General features: G+C 65.0%; 21 protein-coding genes and 1 tRNA gene. 13 read left to right on the top strand and 9 right to left on the bottom strand.

Annotated features, from left to right (window positions below; translation table 11 throughout):
• Window positions 1-28 precede the first annotated feature (28 nt).
• A complete protein-coding gene (locus HALXA_RS12380) occupies window positions 29-1477 on the bottom strand; it encodes a DHH family phosphoesterase (protein ID WP_013880715.1) in 1449 nt (482 codons plus the stop codon).
• A gap of 170 nt (window positions 1478-1647) precedes the next feature.
• Between HALXA_RS12380 and HALXA_RS12375 the strand changes: the two genes are divergently transcribed.
• Window positions 1648-1721: transfer RNA gene (locus HALXA_RS12375), tRNA-Lys, on the top strand.
• Window positions 1722-2047: 326 nt separating this feature from the next.
• Window positions 2048-2398: a hypothetical protein gene (locus HALXA_RS12370; protein WP_013880714.1), complete on the top strand. Its 351-nt coding sequence runs from the start codon at window positions 2048-2050 to the stop codon at window positions 2396-2398.
• Between the two features lie 212 nt (window positions 2399-2610).
• Here HALXA_RS12370 and HALXA_RS12365 read toward each other — a convergent pair whose 3' ends face one another.
• Window positions 2611-2922, bottom strand: a complete 312-nt coding sequence (locus HALXA_RS12365; protein WP_013880713.1) for a HalOD1 output domain-containing protein — start codon at window positions 2920-2922, stop codon at window positions 2611-2613.
• Between the two features lie 28 nt (window positions 2923-2950).
• Window positions 2951-3802 carry a DUF7344 domain-containing protein gene (locus HALXA_RS12360; RefSeq protein WP_013880712.1) on the bottom strand — a complete coding sequence of 284 codons (852 nt, stop codon included), beginning with the start codon at window positions 3800-3802 and terminating at the stop codon, window positions 2951-2953.
• Window positions 3803-4043: 241 nt separating this feature from the next.
• Between HALXA_RS12360 and HALXA_RS12355 the strand changes: the two genes are divergently transcribed.
• Window positions 4044-4949, top strand: coding sequence for a UbiA family prenyltransferase (locus tag HALXA_RS12355; protein ID WP_013880711.1), 906 nt, complete (start codon window positions 4044-4046; stop codon window positions 4947-4949).
• 22 nt (window positions 4950-4971) lie between these two features.
• Here HALXA_RS12355 and HALXA_RS12350 read toward each other — a convergent pair whose 3' ends face one another.
• Complete coding sequence (locus tag HALXA_RS12350) at window positions 4972-5445, bottom strand: SRPBCC family protein (protein WP_013880710.1); 474 nt, start codon at window positions 5443-5445, stop codon at window positions 4972-4974.
• A gap of 189 nt (window positions 5446-5634) precedes the next feature.
• On the opposite strand from HALXA_RS12350, the gene HALXA_RS12345 reads away from it, so the two are divergent.
• The 9 genes from HALXA_RS12345 to HALXA_RS12305 all read left to right on the top strand — a co-directional run bounded on the left by HALXA_RS12345 (window position 5635) and on the right by HALXA_RS12305 (window position 17471).
• Window positions 5635-6936 (top strand): P-loop NTPase, encoded by a 1302-nt coding sequence (locus tag HALXA_RS12345; RefSeq protein ID WP_013880709.1) that lies wholly within the window; start codon window positions 5635-5637, stop codon window positions 6934-6936.
• A gap of 274 nt (window positions 6937-7210) precedes the next feature.
• A complete protein-coding gene (locus HALXA_RS12340; protein WP_013880708.1) occupies window positions 7211-10777 on the top strand; it encodes a molybdopterin-dependent oxidoreductase in 3567 nt (1188 codons plus the stop codon).
• Window positions 10778-10794: 17 nt separating this feature from the next.
• Entirely contained in the window at window positions 10795-11988 is a 1194-nt protein-coding gene (locus HALXA_RS12335; protein WP_013880707.1) for a 4Fe-4S dicluster domain-containing protein, read from the top strand.
• Between the two features lie 27 nt (window positions 11989-12015).
• The gene (locus HALXA_RS12330) at window positions 12016-12858 is read left to right on the top strand and encodes a TorD/DmsD family molecular chaperone (RefSeq protein WP_013880706.1); all 843 of its coding nucleotides are present in this window, start codon (window positions 12016-12018) and stop codon (window positions 12856-12858) included.
• Between the two features lie 64 nt (window positions 12859-12922).
• Window positions 12923-13483, top strand: coding sequence for a molybdopterin-guanine dinucleotide biosynthesis protein B (locus HALXA_RS12325; protein WP_013880705.1), 561 nt, complete (start codon window positions 12923-12925; stop codon window positions 13481-13483).
• Window positions 13484-13629: 146 nt separating this feature from the next.
• A complete protein-coding gene (locus tag HALXA_RS12320) occupies window positions 13630-14649 on the top strand; it encodes an extracellular solute-binding protein (protein WP_013880704.1) in 1020 nt (339 codons plus the stop codon).
• Window positions 14646-15479, top strand: coding sequence for an ABC transporter permease (locus HALXA_RS12315; protein ID WP_013880703.1), 834 nt, complete (start codon window positions 14646-14648; stop codon window positions 15477-15479). The genes HALXA_RS12320 and HALXA_RS12315 overlap by 4 nt, the downstream gene beginning before the upstream one ends.
• 113 nt (window positions 15480-15592) lie before the next feature.
• Complete coding sequence (locus HALXA_RS12310) at window positions 15593-16261, top strand: helix-turn-helix domain-containing protein (protein WP_013880702.1); 669 nt, start codon at window positions 15593-15595, stop codon at window positions 16259-16261.
• Between the two features lie 268 nt (window positions 16262-16529).
• The gene (locus HALXA_RS12305; RefSeq protein ID WP_013880701.1) at window positions 16530-17471 is read left to right on the top strand and encodes a hypothetical protein; all 942 of its coding nucleotides are present in this window, start codon (window positions 16530-16532) and stop codon (window positions 17469-17471) included.
• 262 nt (window positions 17472-17733) lie between these two features.
• Here the strand turns inward: HALXA_RS12305 and HALXA_RS12300 are convergent, their stop codons facing one another.
• From HALXA_RS12300 to pyrB, 3 genes are all read right to left on the bottom strand, one after another.
• Window positions 17734-18573, bottom strand: coding sequence for a hypothetical protein (locus HALXA_RS12300; protein WP_013880699.1), 840 nt, complete (start codon window positions 18571-18573; stop codon window positions 17734-17736).
• A gap of 296 nt (window positions 18574-18869) precedes the next feature.
• Entirely contained in the window at window positions 18870-19361 is a 492-nt protein-coding gene (pyrI, locus tag HALXA_RS12295; RefSeq protein ID WP_013880697.1) for an aspartate carbamoyltransferase regulatory subunit, read from the bottom strand.
• Entirely contained in the window at window positions 19354-20295 is a 942-nt protein-coding gene (gene pyrB / locus HALXA_RS12290) for an aspartate carbamoyltransferase (RefSeq protein ID WP_013880696.1), read from the bottom strand. Before pyrB ends, pyrI begins: the two co-directional genes overlap by 8 nt.
• Before the next feature lie 236 nt (window positions 20296-20531).
• Here pyrB and HALXA_RS12285 point away from each other — a divergent pair, with 236 nt between their 5' ends.
• Window positions 20532-21158, top strand: a complete 627-nt coding sequence (locus tag HALXA_RS12285; protein WP_013880695.1) for an RAD55 family ATPase — start codon at window positions 20532-20534, stop codon at window positions 21156-21158.
• Between the two features lie 54 nt (window positions 21159-21212).
• Here the strand turns inward: HALXA_RS12285 and HALXA_RS12280 are convergent, their stop codons facing one another.
• Together HALXA_RS12280 and HALXA_RS22375 are read right to left on the bottom strand one after the other, a co-directional pair.
• Window positions 21213-22031, bottom strand: coding sequence for a hypothetical protein (locus HALXA_RS12280; protein WP_216087248.1), 819 nt, complete (start codon window positions 22029-22031; stop codon window positions 21213-21215).
• A gap of 48 nt (window positions 22032-22079) precedes the next feature.
• On the bottom strand, window positions 22080-22220 hold the full coding sequence (locus HALXA_RS22375) for a hypothetical protein (protein WP_216087247.1): 141 nt from the start codon (window positions 22218-22220) through the stop codon (window positions 22080-22082).
• Window positions 22221-22227 lie beyond the last annotated feature (7 nt).

Genomic DNA, 22227 nt, shown 5'->3' with positions numbered 1-22227 from the left:
GCAACTCGCCGACGAACGAACGGAATCCTCAGGAACCGTTCGAGCCTTCCGTTCCTTCGACGCCCATCGCGTCGAACAGCGTCCGCTTGACCGCTTCCTCGGTCAACTCGAGCAGCGTGTCCCGGGTGTCGTCCGAGATTTCGATGCCGGTGAAGATGCCCAGCGGGATCTCCGCGCTGGCTTGCGTCGAGTGGCCCGCCGTTTCGCCCATCTCGCCGTAGGCGTCGGCCAGCACCTTGCCGATGTTGATGCGGATGTCCTTCGAGCGGCCGGCGAGGAAGATGGTCTCGTCGGCGATGCCGAAGACGGCGGTGGTGGTGACGCCCTCGAGGTTCAGCAGGTGGCTCGCGGCCTGCGTGAGGGCTTCGCGGTCGCGGACGAAGCCGGCGTTGGAGACGAGGTGGCTCCCCTGGACGTCGCGGTTGGCGATGGCCTCCGCGAGGACGTCCAGCGTTTCGGGGGACATCGACGGGGATTCGACCTGCTCTAAGGTGTCGTGGTTCGCGAAGGGGTAGAGGTAGGCGGCCGCGGTGAGGTCGGCGGGGGTGGTGTCGCGTTTGAAATCCAGGGTCTCGGCGCGAATGCCGTACAGCAGGGCGGTGGCGACCTCCTCGGAGACGTTCATGTCGAACTCCTGAATGTACTTCGTCATGATCGTCGACGTCGAGGACATGTTCGGCCGGATGTCGACGAACTCCGGCTCGTAGTCGCTCTCGGGTTCGTGGTGGTCGATCACGACGTCGACGGGGAGGTCCATCTCGTCGGAGGTCGCGTGGTCGACCATCGCGACGGTGTCGTACACCGCGTAGTCCTCGATCTCGTCCCACTGGACGAGGTCGATGCCCAGCAGGTTGACGAACGCCCGATTTTCCTGGTGGCCAACGTCGCCGAGGTAGATGATATCGGATTCGACGCCGAGGTGGTCGGCGATCGCCTGCATCGCCGCCGCCGACGCGATCGAGTCCGGATCCGGACTGTCCTGCGTGATGATCGCCAGCCGCGTCGAGGTCTCCTCGAGCAGATCCGCGAGCTTGCCGGCGTTGTACTCGAGTTCGCCGGACTCGAGCGCGCGGAGCGCGGACTCGGCGATGACCGAGGAGGGGTTGATGACGATGTCGGCGCCGAGCTCCTCGAGTTCGTCGCCGGAGACGGGATCGCTCGCGCGCGCCACGACGAACTGCCCGTCGTTCTGGTCGCGGATGTGCTCAACGGCCTGCTTGTTGGACTCGACGTCGGAGGCGAGGATGAGAACGACGTCGCGCTCGGCGACGAGGTCGGCGGCCTCGGGCTCGCGGATGTCGGCGGTACGGGCGTCTAGGTCCTGATCGCGGAGGGATTCGACGCGGCTCTCGTCGCGGTCGATTATGAGGACGTCCTTCCCCTGCTCGACGAGTTCCTCGGCGACGGCGTAGCCGACGCTCCCACAGCCCAGGATAGCGTAGTCAGAGATCGACGAGATCGTAACCCCCGTACTCATTGCCCGTGTGGTGGTACCGACCGCACTTAACGCTCCCGAAGATTGTTACGTTGCGATACTGTCACGGTCGGGTGCGTACTTTCGACGGCGGTACGGCACGTGTCGGCGCCTGCCACGCCGGTCTTCAAGGGAAACGTATTTTAACGACCGGCGAAAACTCGCAGATGCAAGGGCCGGTAGCTCAGTCCGGCAGAGCGTCTGACTCTTAATCAGACGGTCGCGTGTTCAAATCGCGCCCGGCCCGCTTTCCTGTCGCGAACAAATCCGTGAGCGACAGGTAACGGAACCGGTGAGATTTGAACGCAGGGAGAGCGCAGTCTCGCGAACGGAGTGAGCGAGGAAGCGATCGACTGTGTGTTCAAATCGCGCCCGGCCCACGTTCTCACCACGTGTTTTTGATTTTGAGCACAGCATGGCGTTTTTCTAATGATTTTAGGCGGGATGTGAATTTGAATACCATTCATCTACTCCTACCAACCTACCAGACTTTCTCGTATCACACCTACAAATGAAACAGAAATTCGTCAAAACAAATATTATCTGTGGGGTGGATGTTGGACAGTAACAGAGATGCCAGCACCCTCCGCTACAAACGGGTTAGAACGATCCATTGAACTCATCGCTATCCCCTCAATACTGGTGGTCGTTGGAGTCACTCTTACCAACCAATTCTATGGCGAATTCGAAGCAGGACTAGTACTTATTGCCCTAACTGCACTCATCTTCGCGTCAGTAGCCTCGAAAGCTAAGTACTGGAATATCCCATACACGGCGGCAGTAGTCATCGGAGGCTTATTCCTATTACTCACGGTACCGGGAGTGATGACCCACTTCGTTGCGCCTATGTTCGCCGAACTCGACACGCTGATCACTTTCGGATTCCTCGGCTTCATCGGGTACCTGCTACTCGGAAAATTCTGATTCTATTCTGCTGTTGATCGTTTTGTGTCCAGTCGTTCGTGGCATAGACCCGACATCGCCAATCGAGTGATCCAGCGAAACCTCCTGCATGCAGAGCCATCTATAACCCTGTGATCCGTGAGACTTGGTGTCGGTCGTTTATCTCGGAAACATCTCTACGAGTCGTTACTACTGACTCTGACCCGAGCCCAACACTCGAGCGGCCCGCCAAATCAACAATCGTCGCTGATCCGCTCGAGGTACACCGTCTCCGGCGTCACGGTCACCGTACAGCCGCAGTAGACGAATCTGGTTTCGATGAAGACGGTACCGCCGTCTGAGGACTGAAACATGCCGTCCAGGTGGTCGGGATCGATCACGTCGTACAGCGGCTCGAGGTCGAGCGGCGACGTGTCCGTCAGGATGGCCGTCGCTTTCACGACGCCAGTGCTGGGCGCTTCGTCGTCGTCGAGCGTGTACGATAACTGCAGTCTGGGTGCCGAGTCGTCGGTACTGCCGCCGTCCGCGCGTGGTGTGTCACTCATACGTAGCAGATCGGGTATCGAACGGTCGTCACGATTCGAACGGAAGGTCGTCCAGGAACTCCTCGCACTGGTAGTCGAGGTGGTCGAGTCGCGGGCCGAGCAGCTGCCGCACGAGCACGACCAGCGGATTTTCGGGACCTTCGCCAACGATCGCCATTTCGGTGGTCGTGCCGTCGAGGTCGGACGCCTTCAGAATGGCCAGCATAATCCGCTCGCGATCGGCGAAGACGAGCCGGCCGACCGTCGGGTACGTCCCCGGTTCGTTCCACCAGTCCAGTTGCGGTTCCCAGACGGTGACGCCGGGCAGACGGTCGCGCGTTCGCTCGAGCACCGCCGGATTCTTCGACCCGAGCGCGACGTCGACGTCCCGCTCGAGGGCTTCGTCGACGTGGTCGAGACACGCCGACTGCAACAACTCGTCGGACTCGTACATCAGGAACAGTTCGTCATCGGCCGCGTCGGTGAGGTGGTGTCCGTATTCGACCACCGCGTCTCGACCTTCGATGACGCCGATTGTGTCGCCGGAGATCTCGGAGCCGGTACTGAAGTAGGACAGCAACTCGTCGATCAGTTCCAGTTCCAGAATCTCCGCGTCGACCGCGGGATAGCGCTCGTAGGAGACGACGTTCGCCGCCCGATCGTACTCGACGAGGCCCGCCTCCTCGAGTTTCGGCAGCCGGTTGTGGTGAAGCGAGATGCGAATTCGCTTCCGGTCGGCCTCGGTCGCCACGGAATCGCAGATTTCGGTCTCCGCCGTCACGAGCCGATCCAGTAGCTCCGACACGGTAAGCGGTTGGGCGGCGTCGTTGAGGACCGTCAGTATCGCTCGGTTTCGTGGATCGGCGATCAGTCGGAGGACCCGCTCTTCGCGAGGATTCATACAATTGTTACCATGAATAACATACTTAATTGTCGGGGGTGGTCGAGAGACACCATTCGAAGATTGACTGCAATTTGTCCCGTTACTGGCGCTGCGTTCTGATCGATCTCGTCTCGGATACCACTTTGAGCGTTTCAGAGCGGTTCGCCGGCCTCGAGACGAGCTGTTTGCCGTTCCAATATGCTACTGGTTGTCACCGATACAAATAATGTTGGCGTGCTAGAAATATGGGTTGGTTTAGATGATCTCAACAGAGGGGACGGATGCTTCACGGGAAAACCTGCAGACGGTCCGCACGAAACTGCGAACGTTCTTGACGGTGCTCCGGGTTAGGCCCGCAGTAAACTGCGTGACGTTGGCGTTCGTCGGCGTCGTTCTGCACCCGGGTTCGTTCGATTGGGCCACCGCAACGCTCGCCGCAGTCGTTATGGTCCTCGCGTACGGGATCGTGTATTTGTACAACTACTTCACCGACGTCGAAGAAGACAGGCTAAACGACAGTTACAATCCAGTACTGGACGAGACGTATCGACGCGTCATCATCGGCTATATCTGCGCGGCAGTAGTGGCCACCGTCGGTATTTCGGCCGTCTCTCTCGGCCCGATCCCGCTGGCCGTCGTGCTCTTTTACCTGTGTACGGGAGTCGCCTACTCGACGCCGCCGCTCCGGTTCAAAAAGCGATTCGTGCTCAAGAACGTCGTCGTCGCGCTCTTTTCGGGGCCGCTGTTGCTCGTGATGACGAGCAGTTTGACGGGACGGATCGCGGTACTCGACGTCGTCATGGTCGCGTTCTTCGGCATAACCGCGCTTACGACGTCGATCGTCGGCGACTTCCGGGATGTCGACGGCGACCGGAAAGCCGGCGTGCGAACCGTCCCGATCGTCCTCGGCGTTCGAGGGACCGGTCACTACGTCCTCGCCTGGACCCTCGTGCAACTGCTGGTGCTCGTCGTCCCGGTCTGGCTGGGGTACGTCGATCCGCGCTACCTCCCGGTCCTCGTCGCGATGCTGCCGCGGCTCCGATTCGTGTACGCGATGTACGCTCGAGACCGAGAGCGGGTTCATCGCGGTCCCGTCGTCCCCGAAATGGTGCTCGCTGCCGCCGGGTTGGTCGCCGCTGCGCTGATCGACCTCGGGATCGTTTGACCGGCGCCGATCACCGTGTGCGTCACTCGAGCAGGGTCCGGGTTTTTCGGTGTCGGTACCACAGCATTCCCGCGAGCAGCGGTGCCGCCAGCGGTAGGTCACCGACACCCGGCGTCCGGTAGTCGATCCGATCGTGGACCACTGTCGCGTCCCCGAGGTCGGCGAACCGGTGGGTGTGACGCCACCGCTCGTAGGGACCGCGGCCCGCGACCTGTTCGTCGACGAACGTCGCGCGGTCGTCGCTCACCTCGCGATCGACGATTTCGACGACCCACTCCATCCGCGGGAGTAGTCTGACGGGTTGCATCTCGAGGTGGATCTCGGTCCCGGTATAGTAGCCATCGGGGTTCCGACCGCCCTCGGGCCCGATCGAGTGAGCGACTTTCAGTCCCATCCAGTCGGGCGTTAGTATCTCCAGTTCGTCAACGCCGTCGTAGAACGACCAGACGGTTTCGAAGTCGGCGTCGATGACGGATGTGCGTCGAGTCGTCGGCATAGCGGAACTTTGTTGACACAACTTACATCTGATCGTCCGGTTCCGGAATACTGAGAACGAGAGGAGCGAATCAAGCCCCTCCGAATGCTCGAGGCTCTCCCAGTAGAGCCGATACCACCGTTCGCGCGTCTTCCCGCGCCGTGGGAACTCCCGACGAGTGAAATACCGGACCGGACCGAACGCTCGAGTATGACCGACGAGACACCGCGGACGGACGACGAAATCCGACGGGCGGTCATCGACCGCGTCCGGGAGGTCCAGATCATGGGCGGCGACCCGGTCAGCGAGCAACTGATCGAGGACGTCGCCGTCGAGGACGGCATCGTCACCTTCACGGTCGACTTCGAGCCGGTCTCCCGCGTGCTGGCGGACCGCCTCACCGACCAACTGCGCGGCGCCGGACTGGCGACCGACGGCGTGGTCCACGTCCGCGTGGAGGCCGCCGGTTCGGACGCTCCCGAGACCGGGCTTCCCGTCTCCGGCGTCGATTCCATCATCGCCGTCGGCAGCGCGAAGGGCGGCGTCGGCAAGACGACCGTCACCGTCTCGCTCGCGCGGGCGCTCTCCGAGGCCGGGCTGGACGTCGGCGTCTTCGACGCGAACGTTTACGCCCCCGACGCGCCGGATCTGCTCGAGGCAGAGGGGCCGGTCCAGTCCTCGCCGTCGGGGAAGCCGATGCCGGTCGAGGTCGACGGCATTCAGGTCGTCAGCATCGAGTTGATCGCCGAGGACGGACCGGTCGCCTGGCGCGGCGCGATGGTCCACGACGTCGTCAAGGACCTGCTTGGCGACGCCGCCTGGGACGACCGGGACGTGCTGCTCGTGGACCTGCCGCCGGGGATCGGCGACGCGGTCTACACGATCGTCCAGCAGGCGCCGCTGGACGGCGGCCTGCTCGTGAGCACGCCGACCGACGAGGGCGTGCGGGCGACCCAGCGGACCGCGGCGCTGTACACGGCCAACGACGTGCCGACGGTCGGCGTCGTGCCCAACGTGGTCGGCTCGGTCGCGGACGCCGCCGGGCCGTTCGACGACGCCGATCCCGAGACGATCGCCGACGACGTGGTCGAAGCGGCCTACGCCGACCTCGAGCCCGTGCCCTTCGATCCGGCGCTGCGCGAGCCGACGGAAGCGTCGTTCGCCGACCCCGAAAGCGAGGGCGAGCGGGCGATCGCCGATCTGCGGGCGACCGTCGAGTCGTTCCTCGAGCACGAGGCCGGGCCGGCGGTCCCCGAGGACGCGGTCGACCTGCGCGGGCTGCCGCCGGAAACCTGTCACCGGCAGGTCGTCACCGAGCTCGGCGTGACCGAGGGGCCGGTGTCGGTCGTGATGCGGGGCGAACCCGACGACCTCGTCTCCGTCGTTGACGAGAGCCTTGCCCGGGACGGCCGCTCGCTCGAGCGAACCGACGTGGAGGACCTCGGCTACAACGGCTGGTTGGTCGAACTCGAGCCGTCGTCGCCGGCGGCGGTGTCGGAACCGGCGACCTGACGCGCTCGCACTCGTACCTCGCGCGCTGATTCTCTCCGACCCGTCCGAGTCTCGTCGCGATCGTTTCCGCCCCATTATAAAAACCCACTATTAGCAGGATTTTGGCGGTAGCGTCCTCAAACCGTGGGAATAGACGCGTCGCGTTAAAGAATAGAGTCCGCAGTACCGACCGTGATGGCACACGGACGATCAACGATCGACTGTCGCTGTCCGCTCCGGCAGGCGAACGGCTCGCCCGCCGCCCATCCGCGCACGACGCGTGCGAGGTGGTACGATGAGTGACGGGGAGGCCGACGCCGAGGACGGCGGACTGAATCTGACCCGCCGCGAGCTCGGTGCGGCGGCCGCCGGACTCGCCGGCGCGTCCGGGCTCGGATTCCTCGGCTACCGCCGGCTGAGTCCCGAGGAAGCCGCCGACGACGAGGGCGGCCCCGAGGTCGAGATGAACCCCCTCGAGGAGTACCCAAACGAGGAGTGGGATCAGAAGTACCGGGACATCTGGGAGCCCGACGACTCCTACATGCTCACGTGTACGCCCAACGACACCCACAACTGCTACCTCGAGGCGACCGTCAAGAACGGCCAGATCACCCGCCTCGGTCCGTCGATGAACTACGGCGAGGCGACGGACCTGCAGGGCAACCAGTCCTCCCAGCGCTGGGACCCCCGCGTCTGTAACAAGGGCCTGGCGATGGTCGAGCGCTTCTACAACGAACGCCGCGTCAAGGCCCCGATGATCCGCGAGGGGTTCAAGCAGTGGGTCGACGACGGCTTCCCGCGCGACGACGACGGCTCCATGCCCACCGAGTACGCCCAGCGCGGCGAGGACGACTTCGTCGAGGTCTCCCAGGAGGAGGCCCACGAGTACGCCGCTCAGACCTTCCTCGAGCTCGCCCAGCAGTACAGCGGCGAGAGCGGGATGGAGTCGCTGCTCGAGCAGGGCTACGACGAGCGCGTCGTCGAGGAGACCCAGGGCGCCGGCGTCCGGACGATGAAGTTCCGCGGCGGGATGCCGCTGCTCGGCGTCATCAAGCTGTTCGGCCAGTACCGCAACGCCAACTCGATGGCGCTGCTGGACAACTACGTCCGGGACGTCTCGGAGGACGAGGCCCTGGGCGCAATGGGGCTCGACAACTACTCGTTCCACACCGACCTGCCGCCGGGCCACACGATGGTGACCGGCCAGCAGACGGTCGACTTCGACCTCGCGAGCATCGAGTACGCGGACCACATCGTGCTCGACGGCATCAATTACCTGACCTCGAAGATGGCCGACTGTCACTGGCTGACCGAGGCCAAGCTCAAAGGGTCGAAGCTCACCGGCATCTTCACCGACTACAACGCCACGGCCTCGAAGTGCGACGAGCTCATCACGGTCCGCCCGGCGACCGACTCGGCGCTGTTCCTCGGCGCCGCGCGGGTCATCATGGAGCAGGAGCTCTACGACACGGAGTACGTCCGCAAACACACGGACCTCCCGCTGCTGGTCCGGATGGACGACAACGAACTCCTCCGCGCCAGCGACGTCTTCTCGGACTACGAACCCGCCGACCTCGAGAAGACCGAGGCCGTGGCCGACGACGCCGACCGGCCCGGCGTCGACGTGACGGACATCGACGATCAGGTCATCACCGAGGAACTCCGCCGCGAGTGGGGCGACTTCGTCGTCCGCAACGACGAGAGCGGCGAGTTCGAGTCGGTCACCCGCGACGACGTCGGCGACGACTTCGACGTCCCCGCGACGATCGAGGGCGAGTTCGAGGTCGAACTCGCCGACGGCAGCACCGTCGAAGTCCGGACGGTCTTCGACCTGATCAAGGAGCACCTGACCGAGACCTGGGACCTCGAGTCGACCGCCGAGGTCACGGGGACGGACCCGCAGGCCGTCGAGAACTTAGCTCAGGACTTCGCGGACAACCAGCAGAGCACGATGCTGCTAACCGGGATGGGGCCGAACCACTACGCGAACGCCGACCAGCACGGCCGCGCCGCGTTCCTGCTGGCGTCGCTGACGCGCAACGTCGGCTACCAGACCGGGAACGTCGGCTCCTACTCCGGGAACTACCGGATGGCCTACTTCAACGGCGTCGGGCAGTACGCCAACGAGGATCCGTTCGATCCCGAACTCGATCCCGACGCGGAGGCTCGCACCGACAAGCGCTGGGACGCCCACTCGGCGCACTTCTATACCAACCTCGACAAGCCGCTGAAGGTCGACGGCGAGTACTTCCAGGGCGACTCGCACATGCACACGCCCACGAAGTCGATCTGGGTGTCCGGCTCGAACTCCATCCTCGGCAACGCCAAAGGCGCCTACAAGATCATCGAGAAGGCCCTGCGCACCGGCGACATCGAGGCCTTCTTCACCAACGAGTGGTGGTGGTCGATGACCTGCGAGTACTCCGACATCGTCTTCCCGGCGGACTCGTGGGCCGAACACCACGTCCACGACATCACCGCCTCCGTCACGAACCCCTTCATCACGACGATGCCGGAGACGGAGCTCGACCGGATCTACAACACCCTAAACGACACCCAACACTACAAGGGCGTCGCCGAGAAGCTCGCCGAACTCACCGGCGACGACCGGTTTACCGACTACTGGGCGTTCATCGACGAGGAGGAGTACCAGGCCAAACCGTACCTCCAGCGCATCCTCGACAACTCCAACGCCGTCAAGGGCTACGACGTCGAGGACCTGCTGGAAGACGCCCGCGAGGGGACGCCTGCGATCATCATGACCCGGACCTACCCCAAGCACGTCGGCAACGAGCAGACCCAGGACTCCCAGCCCTGGTACACGAAGACCGGGCGGCTCGAGTTCTTCCGCGAGGAGGAGGAGTTCGCCGAGGCCGGCGAGCACATTCCCCTCCATCGGGAGCCGATGGACGCGACGCCGTACGAGCCGAACGTCATCGTCGACGACAGCGACAGTCCGGTGGTTGCGCCCGAGACGCCCGACGACCGCGACTGGGACAGCGAGGAGAAGGCCCGCGACACCAACGATCGGCAGGTCCGCAACGAGGTCCGGACGCCGTCGGAACTGGTCGATACCAGCCACCCGCTGACCGACCTCGACGAGGGCTACGACTACGTCTACATGACGCCGAAGTACCGCCACGGGACCCACACCTTCGGCGCCGACCTCGAGGAGATGGCGGTCTGGTGGAGTAACTTCGGCGACCAGGGTCGCAAGACGGAGCGCGACTCCTTCGACCAGCGCAAGCCGTTCGTGGGCGAGGGCTACGTCGAGATGAACCCAGAGGACGCCCGCGAGGAGGACTTACAGGATGGCGACTACGTGTGGGTCGACGCCGACCCGTCCGACCGGCCGTTCCCGGGCTACGACCCCGACGACGAGGAGACCGAGTACACCCGCGCGCTGATGCGGGTCCGCTTCCAGCCGAGCCTCCCGCGCGGGGTCACTCGCAGCTGGATGAACGTCAGCCAGACGTCCCACAAGTCCTACGAGGCCCAGCAGGAGCGCGACGACGGCAAGGCCCAGTCCGAGGACACGAACTACGTGTCGATGTACCGCAGCGGCGGCCACCAGTCGATGACCTCGACGTGGCTGCGCCGGACGTGGCTGACCGACTCGATGCCCCGCAAGGACATGCTCGGGCAGAACATGGACGTCGGCTTCGAGCCCGACGTCCACGCCGCCAACGGCGCGCCCAAGGAGTCGTTCGTCAAGATCGAGAAGGCCGAAGACGGCGGCGTGAACGAGGACGGCGAGCCCGGCGGCAACTGGCGACCAGTCGATGAGGGCGTCCGGCCGACGCAGGAAGACGACCGGATGGAACAGTACCTGAAGGGCGGTTACACGAGCGAATCGGATTAACTACGAGGTGACCAACAATGGCAGAAGTCTACAACTGGCAGATCGGCCGCGAGATGGAGTACCCCTACCCGGAAGCGCGTCCGGAGCGACAGTGGGGGGCAGTGTTCGACCTGAACAAGTGTATCGCGTGCCAGACGTGCTCGCTGTCGTGTAAGACGACCTGGACCAACAACGAGGGCCAGGAGCACATGTTCTGGAACAACGTCGAGACCAAGCCCTACGGCTCCTACCCGCTCGGGTGGGACCAGGAGATCTTGGACCGACTCGGAGTCCAGGAGTGGGGCTCCGACGGCGTCTACGACGGCGACACGATCTTCGAGGTCCGCGACTTCGACTGGGAGTCGATGGCGATGGACGACGACCCCGACACCATGCACAGCGAGGGGATCGAGGGCTACATCCCCGAGGACGAGGACTGGGCCCAGCCCAACCTCGGCGAGGACGAACCGGCCGGCGAGGCCGTCGAGTCCGACACCCACATCGAGGAGGACCACCACCCGACGTGGTTCTTCTACCTCCCGCGGGTCTGCAACCACTGCACGTTCGCCGCCTGCGCCGGCGGCTGTCCCGTCCAGGCCATCTACAAGCGCCAGGAGGACGGCATCGTCCTGCTCGACGAGGAGAGCTGCCAGTCCTTCCAGGAGTGCGTTCGCGCGTGCCCCTACGGGAAGTCCATCTACAACCCCGTCGAGATGAACTCCCAGAAGTGCGTCGGCTGCTACCCGAAGGTCGAGCAGGGGCTCGTCCCGCAGTGTTTCGAGAACTGCCTGGGCAAGATCCGCATGCACGGCTGGGTCAACCGGCCCGATCAGGCCGACCCCTCCGCGCCCGTCGACTACCTCGTCCACGAGGCCGAGGTCGCGCTCCCGCTGTACCCGCAGTTGGGCCTCGAGCCCAACGTCTACTACATCCCGCCGATCAACGTCCCGACGGACTACCTCTACCAGATGTTCGGGCCGGGCGTCGAGGAGGCCCAGGAGACCTACCGCAAGGCCCGCCGCGGCGACGAGGAGTACCGCAAGCTCCGCGGCGTGATCCAGCTGATGGGCTCGACCGAGTGGCGCATCGAGGAGTTCGAAGTGACCGAGGAGGAGGCCATCGGCTACGACAAGGACGGCCACACGGTCGCCCGCGTTCCGATGGAGGAGCCCCGGTACGAGCGCGATCGCTTCGACGACCAGCACGACGCGTACCGACTGGACATCACGTAATCGTCTCAGACAATACAGCACACCACCATGACCCGACCAGACCACCACGTCCACCGCGCGCGACTGTACAAGCTCGCGTCGCTGGCGTTCGACCGGCCGACCGACGACCTCCGCGAGGCGATGGAGTCCGACGAGTTCGACGAGCAACTCGTCGAATCAGTCGCGGCGCTGAGGGACGACGACCTCCGCGAGGCCGCCGAGACCGTCGCCGCAGAGAGCCCGAACGACCCCGACGCGATCGAGGACTGCTATTCGACCTACGCAGCCCTGTTCGGCTTCGAGCAGGGCGGCGAGATCCAGCAGTACGAGGTCGAGTACGGCCCGGGCACGCTCGTGACCAACACCGACAAACTCGCCGATATCGCGGGCTTCTACGGCGCCTTCGACCTCGACCTCGAGGAGGGCAACCGCGAGCGCGTCGACCACCTCTGCGTCGAACTCGAGTTCGTCTCCCACCTGGCCCTGCAGACGGCCTACCTCGCGGAGACCGGCGACGAGAAGGGCGTTGAAATCGTGACGAACGCCCAGGCGGACTTCCTCGAGGACCACCTCGGACGGTGGCTCCCGCGGTTCCGCGAGACGGTCCACGAGGACGCCGACGACCCGTTCTACCGGGCGCTCGCGGATCTCGTGGTGGCGCTGGTCGAGGCCGACGCCGACCGGTTCGGCGTCGAGCCCGACGTCTTCCCCGAGACGCCGCCGTCGCCGCTCGAGGACTTCACCGACCAGGACGGCGATTTCCGCTGTGGCACCTGCGGCGGCGGCCCGTCGCAGTCGCCGGCGGGAGGTCAGGGACAGCAGCGCCCGTCGCCCGGACCGACGCCCGGAAGCGACCGGATGCCGATGGGCGATCGCGACGGGCCGCGGTGAGCGAGGCGTCGGCGGCCGCGGTCGTCCGAACGCGTCTTACCGCCGCTCCACGAACCCCGCTCGTATGACCGCCGACTCGAGGCCGCGGCTGCGGGCCGTCTGTCTCGCCGGCCCGAGCGATTCGGGCAAGACGACGCTCGTCGAGGAACTCGTGCCCCGACTAGCCGAGGACGACCGCGTCGCGACCGTCAAATCGATCCATCACGACATCGAGATCGACACGCCGGGCGCGGACACGCACCGCCATCGAACCACAGGGGCAGAGACCGTCGTCGGGATCACGCCCGAACTGACCTTCGACATCACGACTCGAGGAAAACGGGATCCGCCGGACGAACTCGGATCGGACCCGTTCGGTCTCGGGTCCGGAACCGACCGTGAACCGTCGGAAATCCGGGAAATGCGGGCGCTCGCGAGCACTCTCGAGCGCCTCGAGCGCCGCGGCTACGACATCGTCCTCGTGGAGGGCTTTTCGGCGTCGCCGCTGCCGACGATTCTCGTCGGGGATCGGTCGCCGGCCGACGTCGGCGGCCCCGTGATCGGTCGCCACGACGACGGCCTCGAGACGCTCGCTGAAGCGATCCGCTCGGTCGACCCGCTCGAGTTCGAGCGGCCGGCTGACTGACCGGCGGCCGTAACCGTCTCTCTTTTCGCCGCGGCTGCAGGGCGAATTCGCTCGAGTATCGCTGCTGAAGAAACTATATGAGTTTACGTTCCCACAAAATAGGAACTGAAATCAGTTATATTGTGTGCGGGATTCGATAACCGCGTATGCGACGCGCCGACGGCACCGCCGGGAGGCCGACCGGGAGCCGTCGCGCTCTCCTCGCGACGCTGGCCGGAACGACGCTGGGCGCCGTCGGCACGGCCGGCTGTCTCGCCGACGGCGACCGCGTCCGGGTTCTCTCGGCCGGCAGCCTCGCGAGCGTCCTCGAGAACGGCGTCGGCCCCGCGTTTCGCTCCGAGACGGGGATCGGTTACGAGGGCGAGTACCACGGCTCGAACGCGGTCGTTCGGATGGTTCGCGACGGAACCAAACGGCCGGACGTCGCGATCAGCGCCGACATCGGACTGCTTCGGGACCGACTCCGGCCCGACTACGCCGACTGGGATCTCACCTTCGCAGCCAACGAAGTCGTGATTGTCTACGCATCGGAGACGGCCCTCGGCGCTCGCCTGGCAGACGGCGAGCCGTGGTACGAGGTGTTCGCCGACGCCGGGCCGGACGAGATTGCGATCAGCGACCCCGATCTGGATCCCCTCGGCTACCGCGCCGTCCTCCTGTTCGAACTGGCCGCGCGGGAACACGGCCTCGAGGGGTTCCGGGAGTCGATGCTCGAGCGCGTCTACCGGGAACCCGACGAGGCGCAACTGCTGGCCGGCCTCGAGGCCGGCAATCGGGCCTGCGCGGTCGCCTACAAGAATATGGCCGTCGAACGCGACCTGCCCTACCGCACGCTCCCCGACGCGTACAACTTCGGCAATCCGGACTACGCGTCGCAGTATGCCGACGCGAGCTACACCACGGACGACGGCTATACGACTCGAGGCTCGCCCGTCGTCTATGGCGCGACGGTGTGTACCACCGGCGACGCGCAGGCGGCCGGCCGCGAGTTCGTCGACTTTCTCGCGTCGAACCCGTCGCTGCTCACCGATCGGGGCCTGCGCGTTGACGACTCGCTGCCGCGCGCTCACGGGGACGTCCCGGAGGTGCTCGAGAACGCTACCGCTCGAGCCGTGAGCGCGGCCGAGGCGGGGTCGGAGTCGGAAGCGGAGGTGTTCGAGCCGTGATCGACGGCGATCGAAACGGTGGGGCGCGACTCGGAATCGGACTCGAGTACGGCCGCGTCTCGAGCGGGCTAGCAGTCCCGGCGCTGCTCGGGGCAGTCCTGCTCGCGTACTTCCTCGTCCCCTTCGTCGTCTTCGTTCTGCAAATCGGGTCGATCGACGTGTTGGAGCGGTTCGCGGACCCAGCCGTTCGGACGGCGATCCGAAACTCGCTGCTCACGGCGCCCGTCTCGACGGCGATCGCGACCGTCTTCGGCGTGCCGCTCGCGTACGTCCTCTCGCGGGCGAGCTTCCGCGGCAAGCGGCTCGTCGAGGCCGCCGTCGTCATCCCGCTCGTGGTCCCGCCGATCGTCGGCGGCGTGTTGCTGTTGACCGTCGTCGGCCGCTACACGCCGATCGGCGCCGCGGCCGCCGCGCTGGGTGTCCCCTTGACGGACAGCCGCGCGGGCGTGATCCTCGCCCAGACGTTCGTCGCCGCGCCGTACCTCGTCGTCACCGCGAAGGCCGGCTTCGACGGCGTCGACCCGCGACTCGAGGAGGCGGCTCGATCGATGGGATACGGACCGCTCGAGACGATCCGCGCGGTGTCGCTGCCGCTGGCCCGGAACGCGATCGCCGCCGGAATCGTGCTGACGTTCGTCCGGGCGCTCGGCGAGTTCGGCGCGACGATGATGGTCGCGTACAACCCGCGGACGATGCCGACACAGATCCGCGTCGCCTACATCTCGGAGGGACTCGAGGCGATCGTGCCGATCGCGCTCGCCTTGCTCGCGGTGACGCTGCTCGCCGTCGTCGCCGTGCGCGCACTCGTCGGAACGCCTCGGAATTATTGACTCTCGTCAGGGACTGAAAGAAGCGATAAAAAATCTGGATAGTCGCTATCGGCGTTGCTAATCTCTTTGGAAGTGGGGTTATTGCGATCCCTGCTGTAGCAGAGTATGAGTTCATGACATCAATCGCAGACATCGAGATTCCGGCCGACGGAACCGGATTGGGCGAGCTGTTCGAGTCCGTTCCATCACTGAACTGTGAGATGGAGCGAGTAATCGCCTCGAGCGGGCACGGGCTCTGGCTCTCGGGGGCATCCCAGGACGAGGTCGAAGCCGCCCTGTCGGAATCCACCGAAATCGAGGAGTACACGATGATCAGCAGCGACGGCGATCGCTGGCTCTACGACATCGAGTTCGATCCGGACACCGTCGATCCGTTCACGGTCGTCCTCGAGGAGGGCGGGACGGTGCTGTCCGCCTCGGCCTCTAACGACACGTGGCTGCTGAGCGTCCGCGTCGTCGACCGCGAGTCGGTCAGCACGCTCTACGATCGACTGGTCGACAACGACGTAACGCCGACGATCGTCCGCCTGTTCGACATGGCCGAGGAGACCCACTCCCAGTGTGGTCTCACCGCGCGCCAGTACGAAACGCTCGTTGCAGCGATCGATCACGGCTACTTCGAGATTCCCCGAGAGGTCTCGATGCAGGAGCTCTCCGACGAACTGGGAATCTCCCACCAGGCGCTCTCGGAGCGCCTCCGACGCGCCTACCGGGCGCTCGTCACCTCGGAGCTGAACGTCGCGGAGGAGGAGACGACCGCACCGCCGATGCCCTCGGACTGAACGGGACGGCCCGCGTTCGGCGGTTCGAACAGCTAACTCGTCCCCTCGATGTTTTTGTTCACTCGTGCTCGCCGACCAACCGCGCGAGCATGAGTCTCGCGATATGGACGGGCGAACGGTTCACACGTCCTCGGTTTTTCCATACAGCATCCCCAGCCTCGCAGCTCTGCTAGTGGGCTGCGCTCGAGCCGAATTCGTCCTCTCAGATTGGTCGCAAGCCACCGCAAGCACCACCAACTTGGGCGTTTGTAACAGTAATTAAACTACAATGGCACCACAATTTACTGACGACGACATCGGCAAGGACGTCGTCAACGCGAACGGCGACAAGGTCGGGATCGTCGCGGCGGTTGAGCACGGTACCGCACACGTCGAACCTGACCCGGGGATTACAGACACCATCAAGGCGACACTCGGCTGGGGCGACGCCGACGAAGACGCCTACCCGCTTCAGGAGGAAGCAGTCGCCGGCGTCACCGACGACGAGATCCGCCTCGAGAGCGATCTCGACGGGGCCAGAAGTCAGACCGGGTCCGAGACGGGGATGGGCGCAACAGGAACGAGCGGAACAACCGACACTACCGGAACGGCGGGCACGGACGCGGACGATGTCCAATCCAATACGACTGGGTCCCCGGGGTCCAGCGACGTCGAATCCGGACCGGCCGGAACAGCTGGCACGGATACTGGAACGGACACGGGCACCGATATGGGGACGGACACCGGAACCAGAACCGGCACCGGTACCGATTCCGATTCCGGTATCTCCGACGACGATGAGGGACTGATGAGCGACAATGACGACGACGGACTCCTCGGTGACGATAACGACGATGGTCTGATGGGCAATGACGATGACAGCGATGACGGCCTGATCGGCGACGATGAGAGCCGCCGAAGCGACGACGGGCGGAGAGGGAACGAGAACGACGGGCTCATCGGGGACGACAACGACGATAGCCTGATCGGCGATGATGAGAGCCGTCGGAGTGATGAAAGGCAGGGACGGGACAACGACGACAGCCTGATCGGTGACGACGAGAGTCGCCGGAGCGACGAAGACCGGCGACGGAACGACGACGACGGCCTAATGAGCGATGACGATGACAGCGACCTCCTCGGCGATGATAACGACGATAGCGGACTCATGGGTGACGACGACGATGATGACGACGATCGCATCGGCGACGACAACACGACCACTCGCTGAGCCGATCACCGATCCGTTCGCGTTCTGAGGCCATTTCTGACTTTTTCCGCCGATCAACCGACAGCCACCGGAGTCTCCAAACTCTCAACCAACGGCGACAAATCGATCCGCGTCTCGAGCCGAGTCGTCCTCGTCTCCTCTCGTGCGTTACTCTCGCCCTGCGCTTGGTCGTCGCTCCCGGCGCCGACGTCGCGTCGCCGCTCGCTCGAGGCGTCGTCCCCGTGTAGCATCGGCCGGCTCCCACTGGCGGTCTCGAGACGGCTTACGACTCCGAACTCGGCTCCCCGAACGACTTCCCCTCGCGCTCGTCAGCACGGCGTCGCCGCAGCGCCGCCCGCGCGTTCGACGCCTCGTAGCCGAACAGGACGCCGTCACCGTACGCTTCGGCCACCTCGAGGGCGTGAATTAGATCGTCGACGTCGACGTTTACCGCGTACAACTCGATATTGAACGGCGTCTCGAGCGCGCTCTCGAAGCCCTTCGCGATCGTCTCGAGCCAGTAGGTCGTCCCGTACTGGGTGTCGTACAGCGGAACGACGAACTCGTCGACCAGCTCCTCGAGGGCCTCGAGGTCGAGGCCGGCCCGCTCGTAGAGGTGGCCGGGGTAGGGATCCGGGTAGAGCGTCAGATAGGTCTTGCCGGGGATGCGATCGACCGCCTCCTCGACGAACTCGGTGACGACGTTCGCGCGCCACTCGAGGCGGTCGTCGTACTCGCTCTCCGCGAACGCTTGCTCGCAGACGCCGCAGTGACAGTACTCGGCGCGCGGGAAGCCGACGTCGTCGAGTCGGACGTCCTCGCTGGCCGCGACGCAGTCGTCGATGACCTCGAGGAGGCCCTCTCGGTAGTCGGTTCGGGTCGGACAGACGAAGTCCCAGTCGAACTGCGGGCGATCGCGCGTCGCCGGCCGGCCGAAGTCGTCGACGGGGACGAGCGACGGATCGGCGTCGGCGGCGGCGTTGTCGGCGAAACAGGAGACCATGTTTATCCCGTCCTCGATCGGTTCGGCGGACCGGCCGGTCACGTCCTTGACCTCGTAGAATCCGCGGTCGAACTCCGGCCACCGGACTTCTTCGGCGTTTCGGGTGACGACGCCGTACATAGCTCAGGGTACGACGCCGCCGCCGTAAGCCGTTCGGTTACGGTACGACTGCGTTGCGAGCGGGTTGTTACTCGGTCGGTTCGTAGTCGATCTCTTCGACGTCGGCCGAGCCGCCGAGCGCGACCTTCCAGAGGACTGCGACGACGACCAGGGCGAGCAAGAGTTTGATTGTACGCGACATGTACAGCTGAACTGACGCGCGGAAACCACTTAGATATTCTGGACGATGTTCTCGGAACGAATGACGGTCGCCGGAGCCGAAACCATCGCCGCCATCGAGTCAGGTGGGTGCAGTCTCAGTTCGTCTCGATCAGCGACGCGATTTCGTCCCGGACGATCGTCTCGCAGTACGCACACCGGACGCCGTCCTCGAGCACCTCGAACCGCGAGGTGACCGGCTCGTCGCCGGTCGTGATGCAGCCGCGGTTCGGACAGGAGAGGACGCCTTCGACGACGTCGGGGCGCTCGACGCGGTGTTTCTCGATCACCTCGTACTCGCGGACGATGTTGATCGTCGCGTCGGGCGCGATCAGCGAGAGGACGTCGACCTCGTCCTGGCTCAGCTCCCGGCCCTCGACCTTGACGATATCCTTTCGCGCGAGCCGGTCCGAGGGGACGTTCATCCCGATCGAGACTTCCTCGCCCTCGCTGCCGTCGATGCCTAAGATTGCGAGGACGTTCAGCGCCTGGCCCCCGTGGACGTGGTCGATGACGGTGCCGTCGCGGATCTTGCTGACTCGCAGTTCGTGGTCCGCGTTGCCGTCGTGGTGGTCGTGGTCGTCACTCATCGGTTTCACCTCCCTCGCCCTCGGCGCCGGTAAGCAGGAGATCCAGCAGCGCCATCCGCACCGGAACGCCGTTGTGGGCCTGCTCGAAGTACGCCGCGTGGTCGGTCTCGTCGATCTCCGGCGCGATCTCGTCGACGCGGGGCAGCGGGTGCATCACGGTCAGGTCGTCGCCGGCCGCCTCGAGCGTCTCGGCGTCGATCTGGTACTCGCCGGCGACCTTCTGGTACTCGTTCTCGTCGGGGAACCGCTCGCGCTGGATGCGGGTGACGTAGAGCACGTCCAGCGAGGGCAGCACCTCCTCGAGCGATTCGTGCTCGCGGATCTGGGCGCCCTGCTGCTGGTGCAGGTCGTAGACGACCTCGCGGGGCAGTTGCAGGCTCTCGGGGCTGATGAAGTGCTGGCTCGCGTCGAAGTTCGTCAGCGCGTAGGCCAGCGAGTGGACGGTTCGGCCGTACTTCAGGTCGCCCATGATCCCGATGGTGAGGTCGTCCAGCCCGGCGTTCTCCCGGATCGTGTAGAGGTCCAGCAGCGTCTGGGTCGGGTGGTGACCCGCGCCGTCGCCCGCGTTCAGCAGCGGGACGTCGACGAACTCGCTGGCCATCGTCGCCGCGCCCTGTTTGGGGTGGCGCAAGACGAGCGCGTCGGCGTAGCCCTCGATGACCCGCACGGTGTCGGCGAGCGTCTCCCCCTTCTTGACGCTCGAGGATTCGACCGAGCCCATGTCGACGACGTCGCCTCCCAGGCGCTTCATCGCGGTTTCGAAGCTCATCTTCGTCCGCGTGCTCGGCTCGAAAAAGAGGAGTCCGAGCAGTTTCCCCGCGTGCCGGTCGGCGACGGCCGCCCGGTCGGCGTCGATCTCGGCCGCCCGATCGAGGACGGTTTCGATGTCCCCCCGCGAAAGCTGTTTGCTCGTGATGAGGTGATCGTGGCGCATTCCTTTTCGTTCGTGTAGGCTGCTGCCGGCCCCTTGAATCCCTCCATTCGGAGTCGGTGCCGCTCCGCGGCCGTCGCGAACCCGCCGCGAACCGCGGCAGGCGCTCGCGGACGGTCCCGCTCGAGCCGCCGCTTACATGTTAGGGATGTAACCACATTCGGCCGGTTCAACGCCGTTGTGACCCGAACGCGAAGGCAAAGAATTATCCGGGCACTGGGGAAACTACGTACAATCGTATGGTGGATCGGTTGGAAACCGGCATCGACGTGCTGGATCGGAAACTCGACGGCGGCCTTCCGCCGGGGAGTGTCATCGCCTTTACGGCGCTGCCGGCCAGCCAGTCCGAACTGCTCCTGTACGAACTCACGGCCGCGCGCGGCACGCTCTATCTGACGACCGAGCGGACGACGGAGACCGTCGAGTACGCGATCGCGGATTCGCCCTCGGCCGTCGGCAGTCCGACGATCAGACACGTCACCGGCGACGCGCCGCTCGAGGCGGCCCGCCAACTCGTCGACGCCCTTCCCGACGGCGCGAACCTCATCATCGACACGATGAACACGCTCGAGCGGACGGACACCGACGAGTACATCGACTTCCTCAACGACCTCAAGACCCGGATGGTCGAGACGGGATCGATCGCGGTGTTGCACTGCTTGAAAGCACAGGACCCGCCCGCAAACCGGGCGCGGACGTTCCACGCCGCCGACGCCATTTTCGATCTCACGACGGACATCACCGGGACCGAACTCGAGAACCACCTCACGATCCCGAAGTTCCGCAACGGCGGCCAGCCGACCGAGGCGATCAAACTCGAGCTCACGGAGGAGGTCGAGATCGACACGAGTCGGGATATCGCCTGAGCGGCCGCACCGCAGTCGGTTTCGTTTTTCGCGGTTCCGATTCCGATCCGCGTTTCACGTTTCCTGCTCCGGCGTCGTAAACGGCGTTATCGCGGCCGTCCGCTCGGTGACCGTCGCCGTCCGCAGGATGTACGCGAACAGCAACAGGAGCGGGAACGTGCCGATCGTCACCGCCGTCGGAAAGACGACGAACTGGACGCGGGTCGCGAACGGGGGACCCGACGTCGTCGTCAGGACGAACAGCGAGCCGACGGCGACGGCCACCGCCGGAATCCCCGCGTAGAACAGGTACCGCGAGAGCCGCGAGAGCTCGACCTGCAGGTACATCGACTTGAAGTACTGCCGCGCGATGTCGATCTCGCGCAGTCGATCCAGCACGTCGTCGATCGCCGCGTCGGTCTCGTCGGGGATCGCCGACTCGTACTCCCAGCGAACCGTCTCGAGCCGGTGAATCTGGTCGGCGAAGTTCGTCTCGAGGGTCGTCGAGAGCGTCTGGAAGATGCCGGAATCCGACTCCTGGACGAGGCCGTCGATGCGGTCGAACTCGCCCGTGAGGTCGGCCACGATCTCGTCGATCTCGGCGGCGGCGTCGTCCGGCAGCGTGTTCGCGCTGAGTCCGCCGAGCCGCTGGACGTCCTGCCGGGCGCTTTCCATGACGAGCCGGAGAAACCCCGCGGGCTCCGCCGGCGCTGGTCGGTCCGCGACGGCTTCGACCTCCTCGCGGTAGTCGACGGTCTCGGAAATCTCGGACTCGAGTTCGCCCGGGGACTGCAACTCCTGAGAGAGCACCAGCTGGTTGATCGAGACGACGACGGTGATCAGCGTGAAGTTCCCCGATATCAGCCCGCTGAAGACGTAGAACAGCGACTGCACGTCCGCGAGCGGGGCGACGCCGCCGAGCGAGAGCGTTAGATACGTCAGTCAGAACGCGACCGCGAGCGCGACGGCGACCGCGAACCGGTTGCCGTCGAGCAGGAGCCACTGTCGGACGCTGCGGGTCGTCGCGTTCGATACCGCTTCTGCGTCGTCGCTCGTTGTGTCGTCGCTCGTTGCGCCGACCATCGTACCC

Source organism: Halopiger xanaduensis SH-6 (assembly GCF_000217715.1).
GTDB lineage: Archaea > Halobacteriota > Halobacteria > Halobacteriales > Natrialbaceae > Halopiger > Halopiger xanaduensis.
Note: the sequence above shows the minus strand (reverse complement) of the source record. Positions and strands in the feature narration are given on the sequence as shown.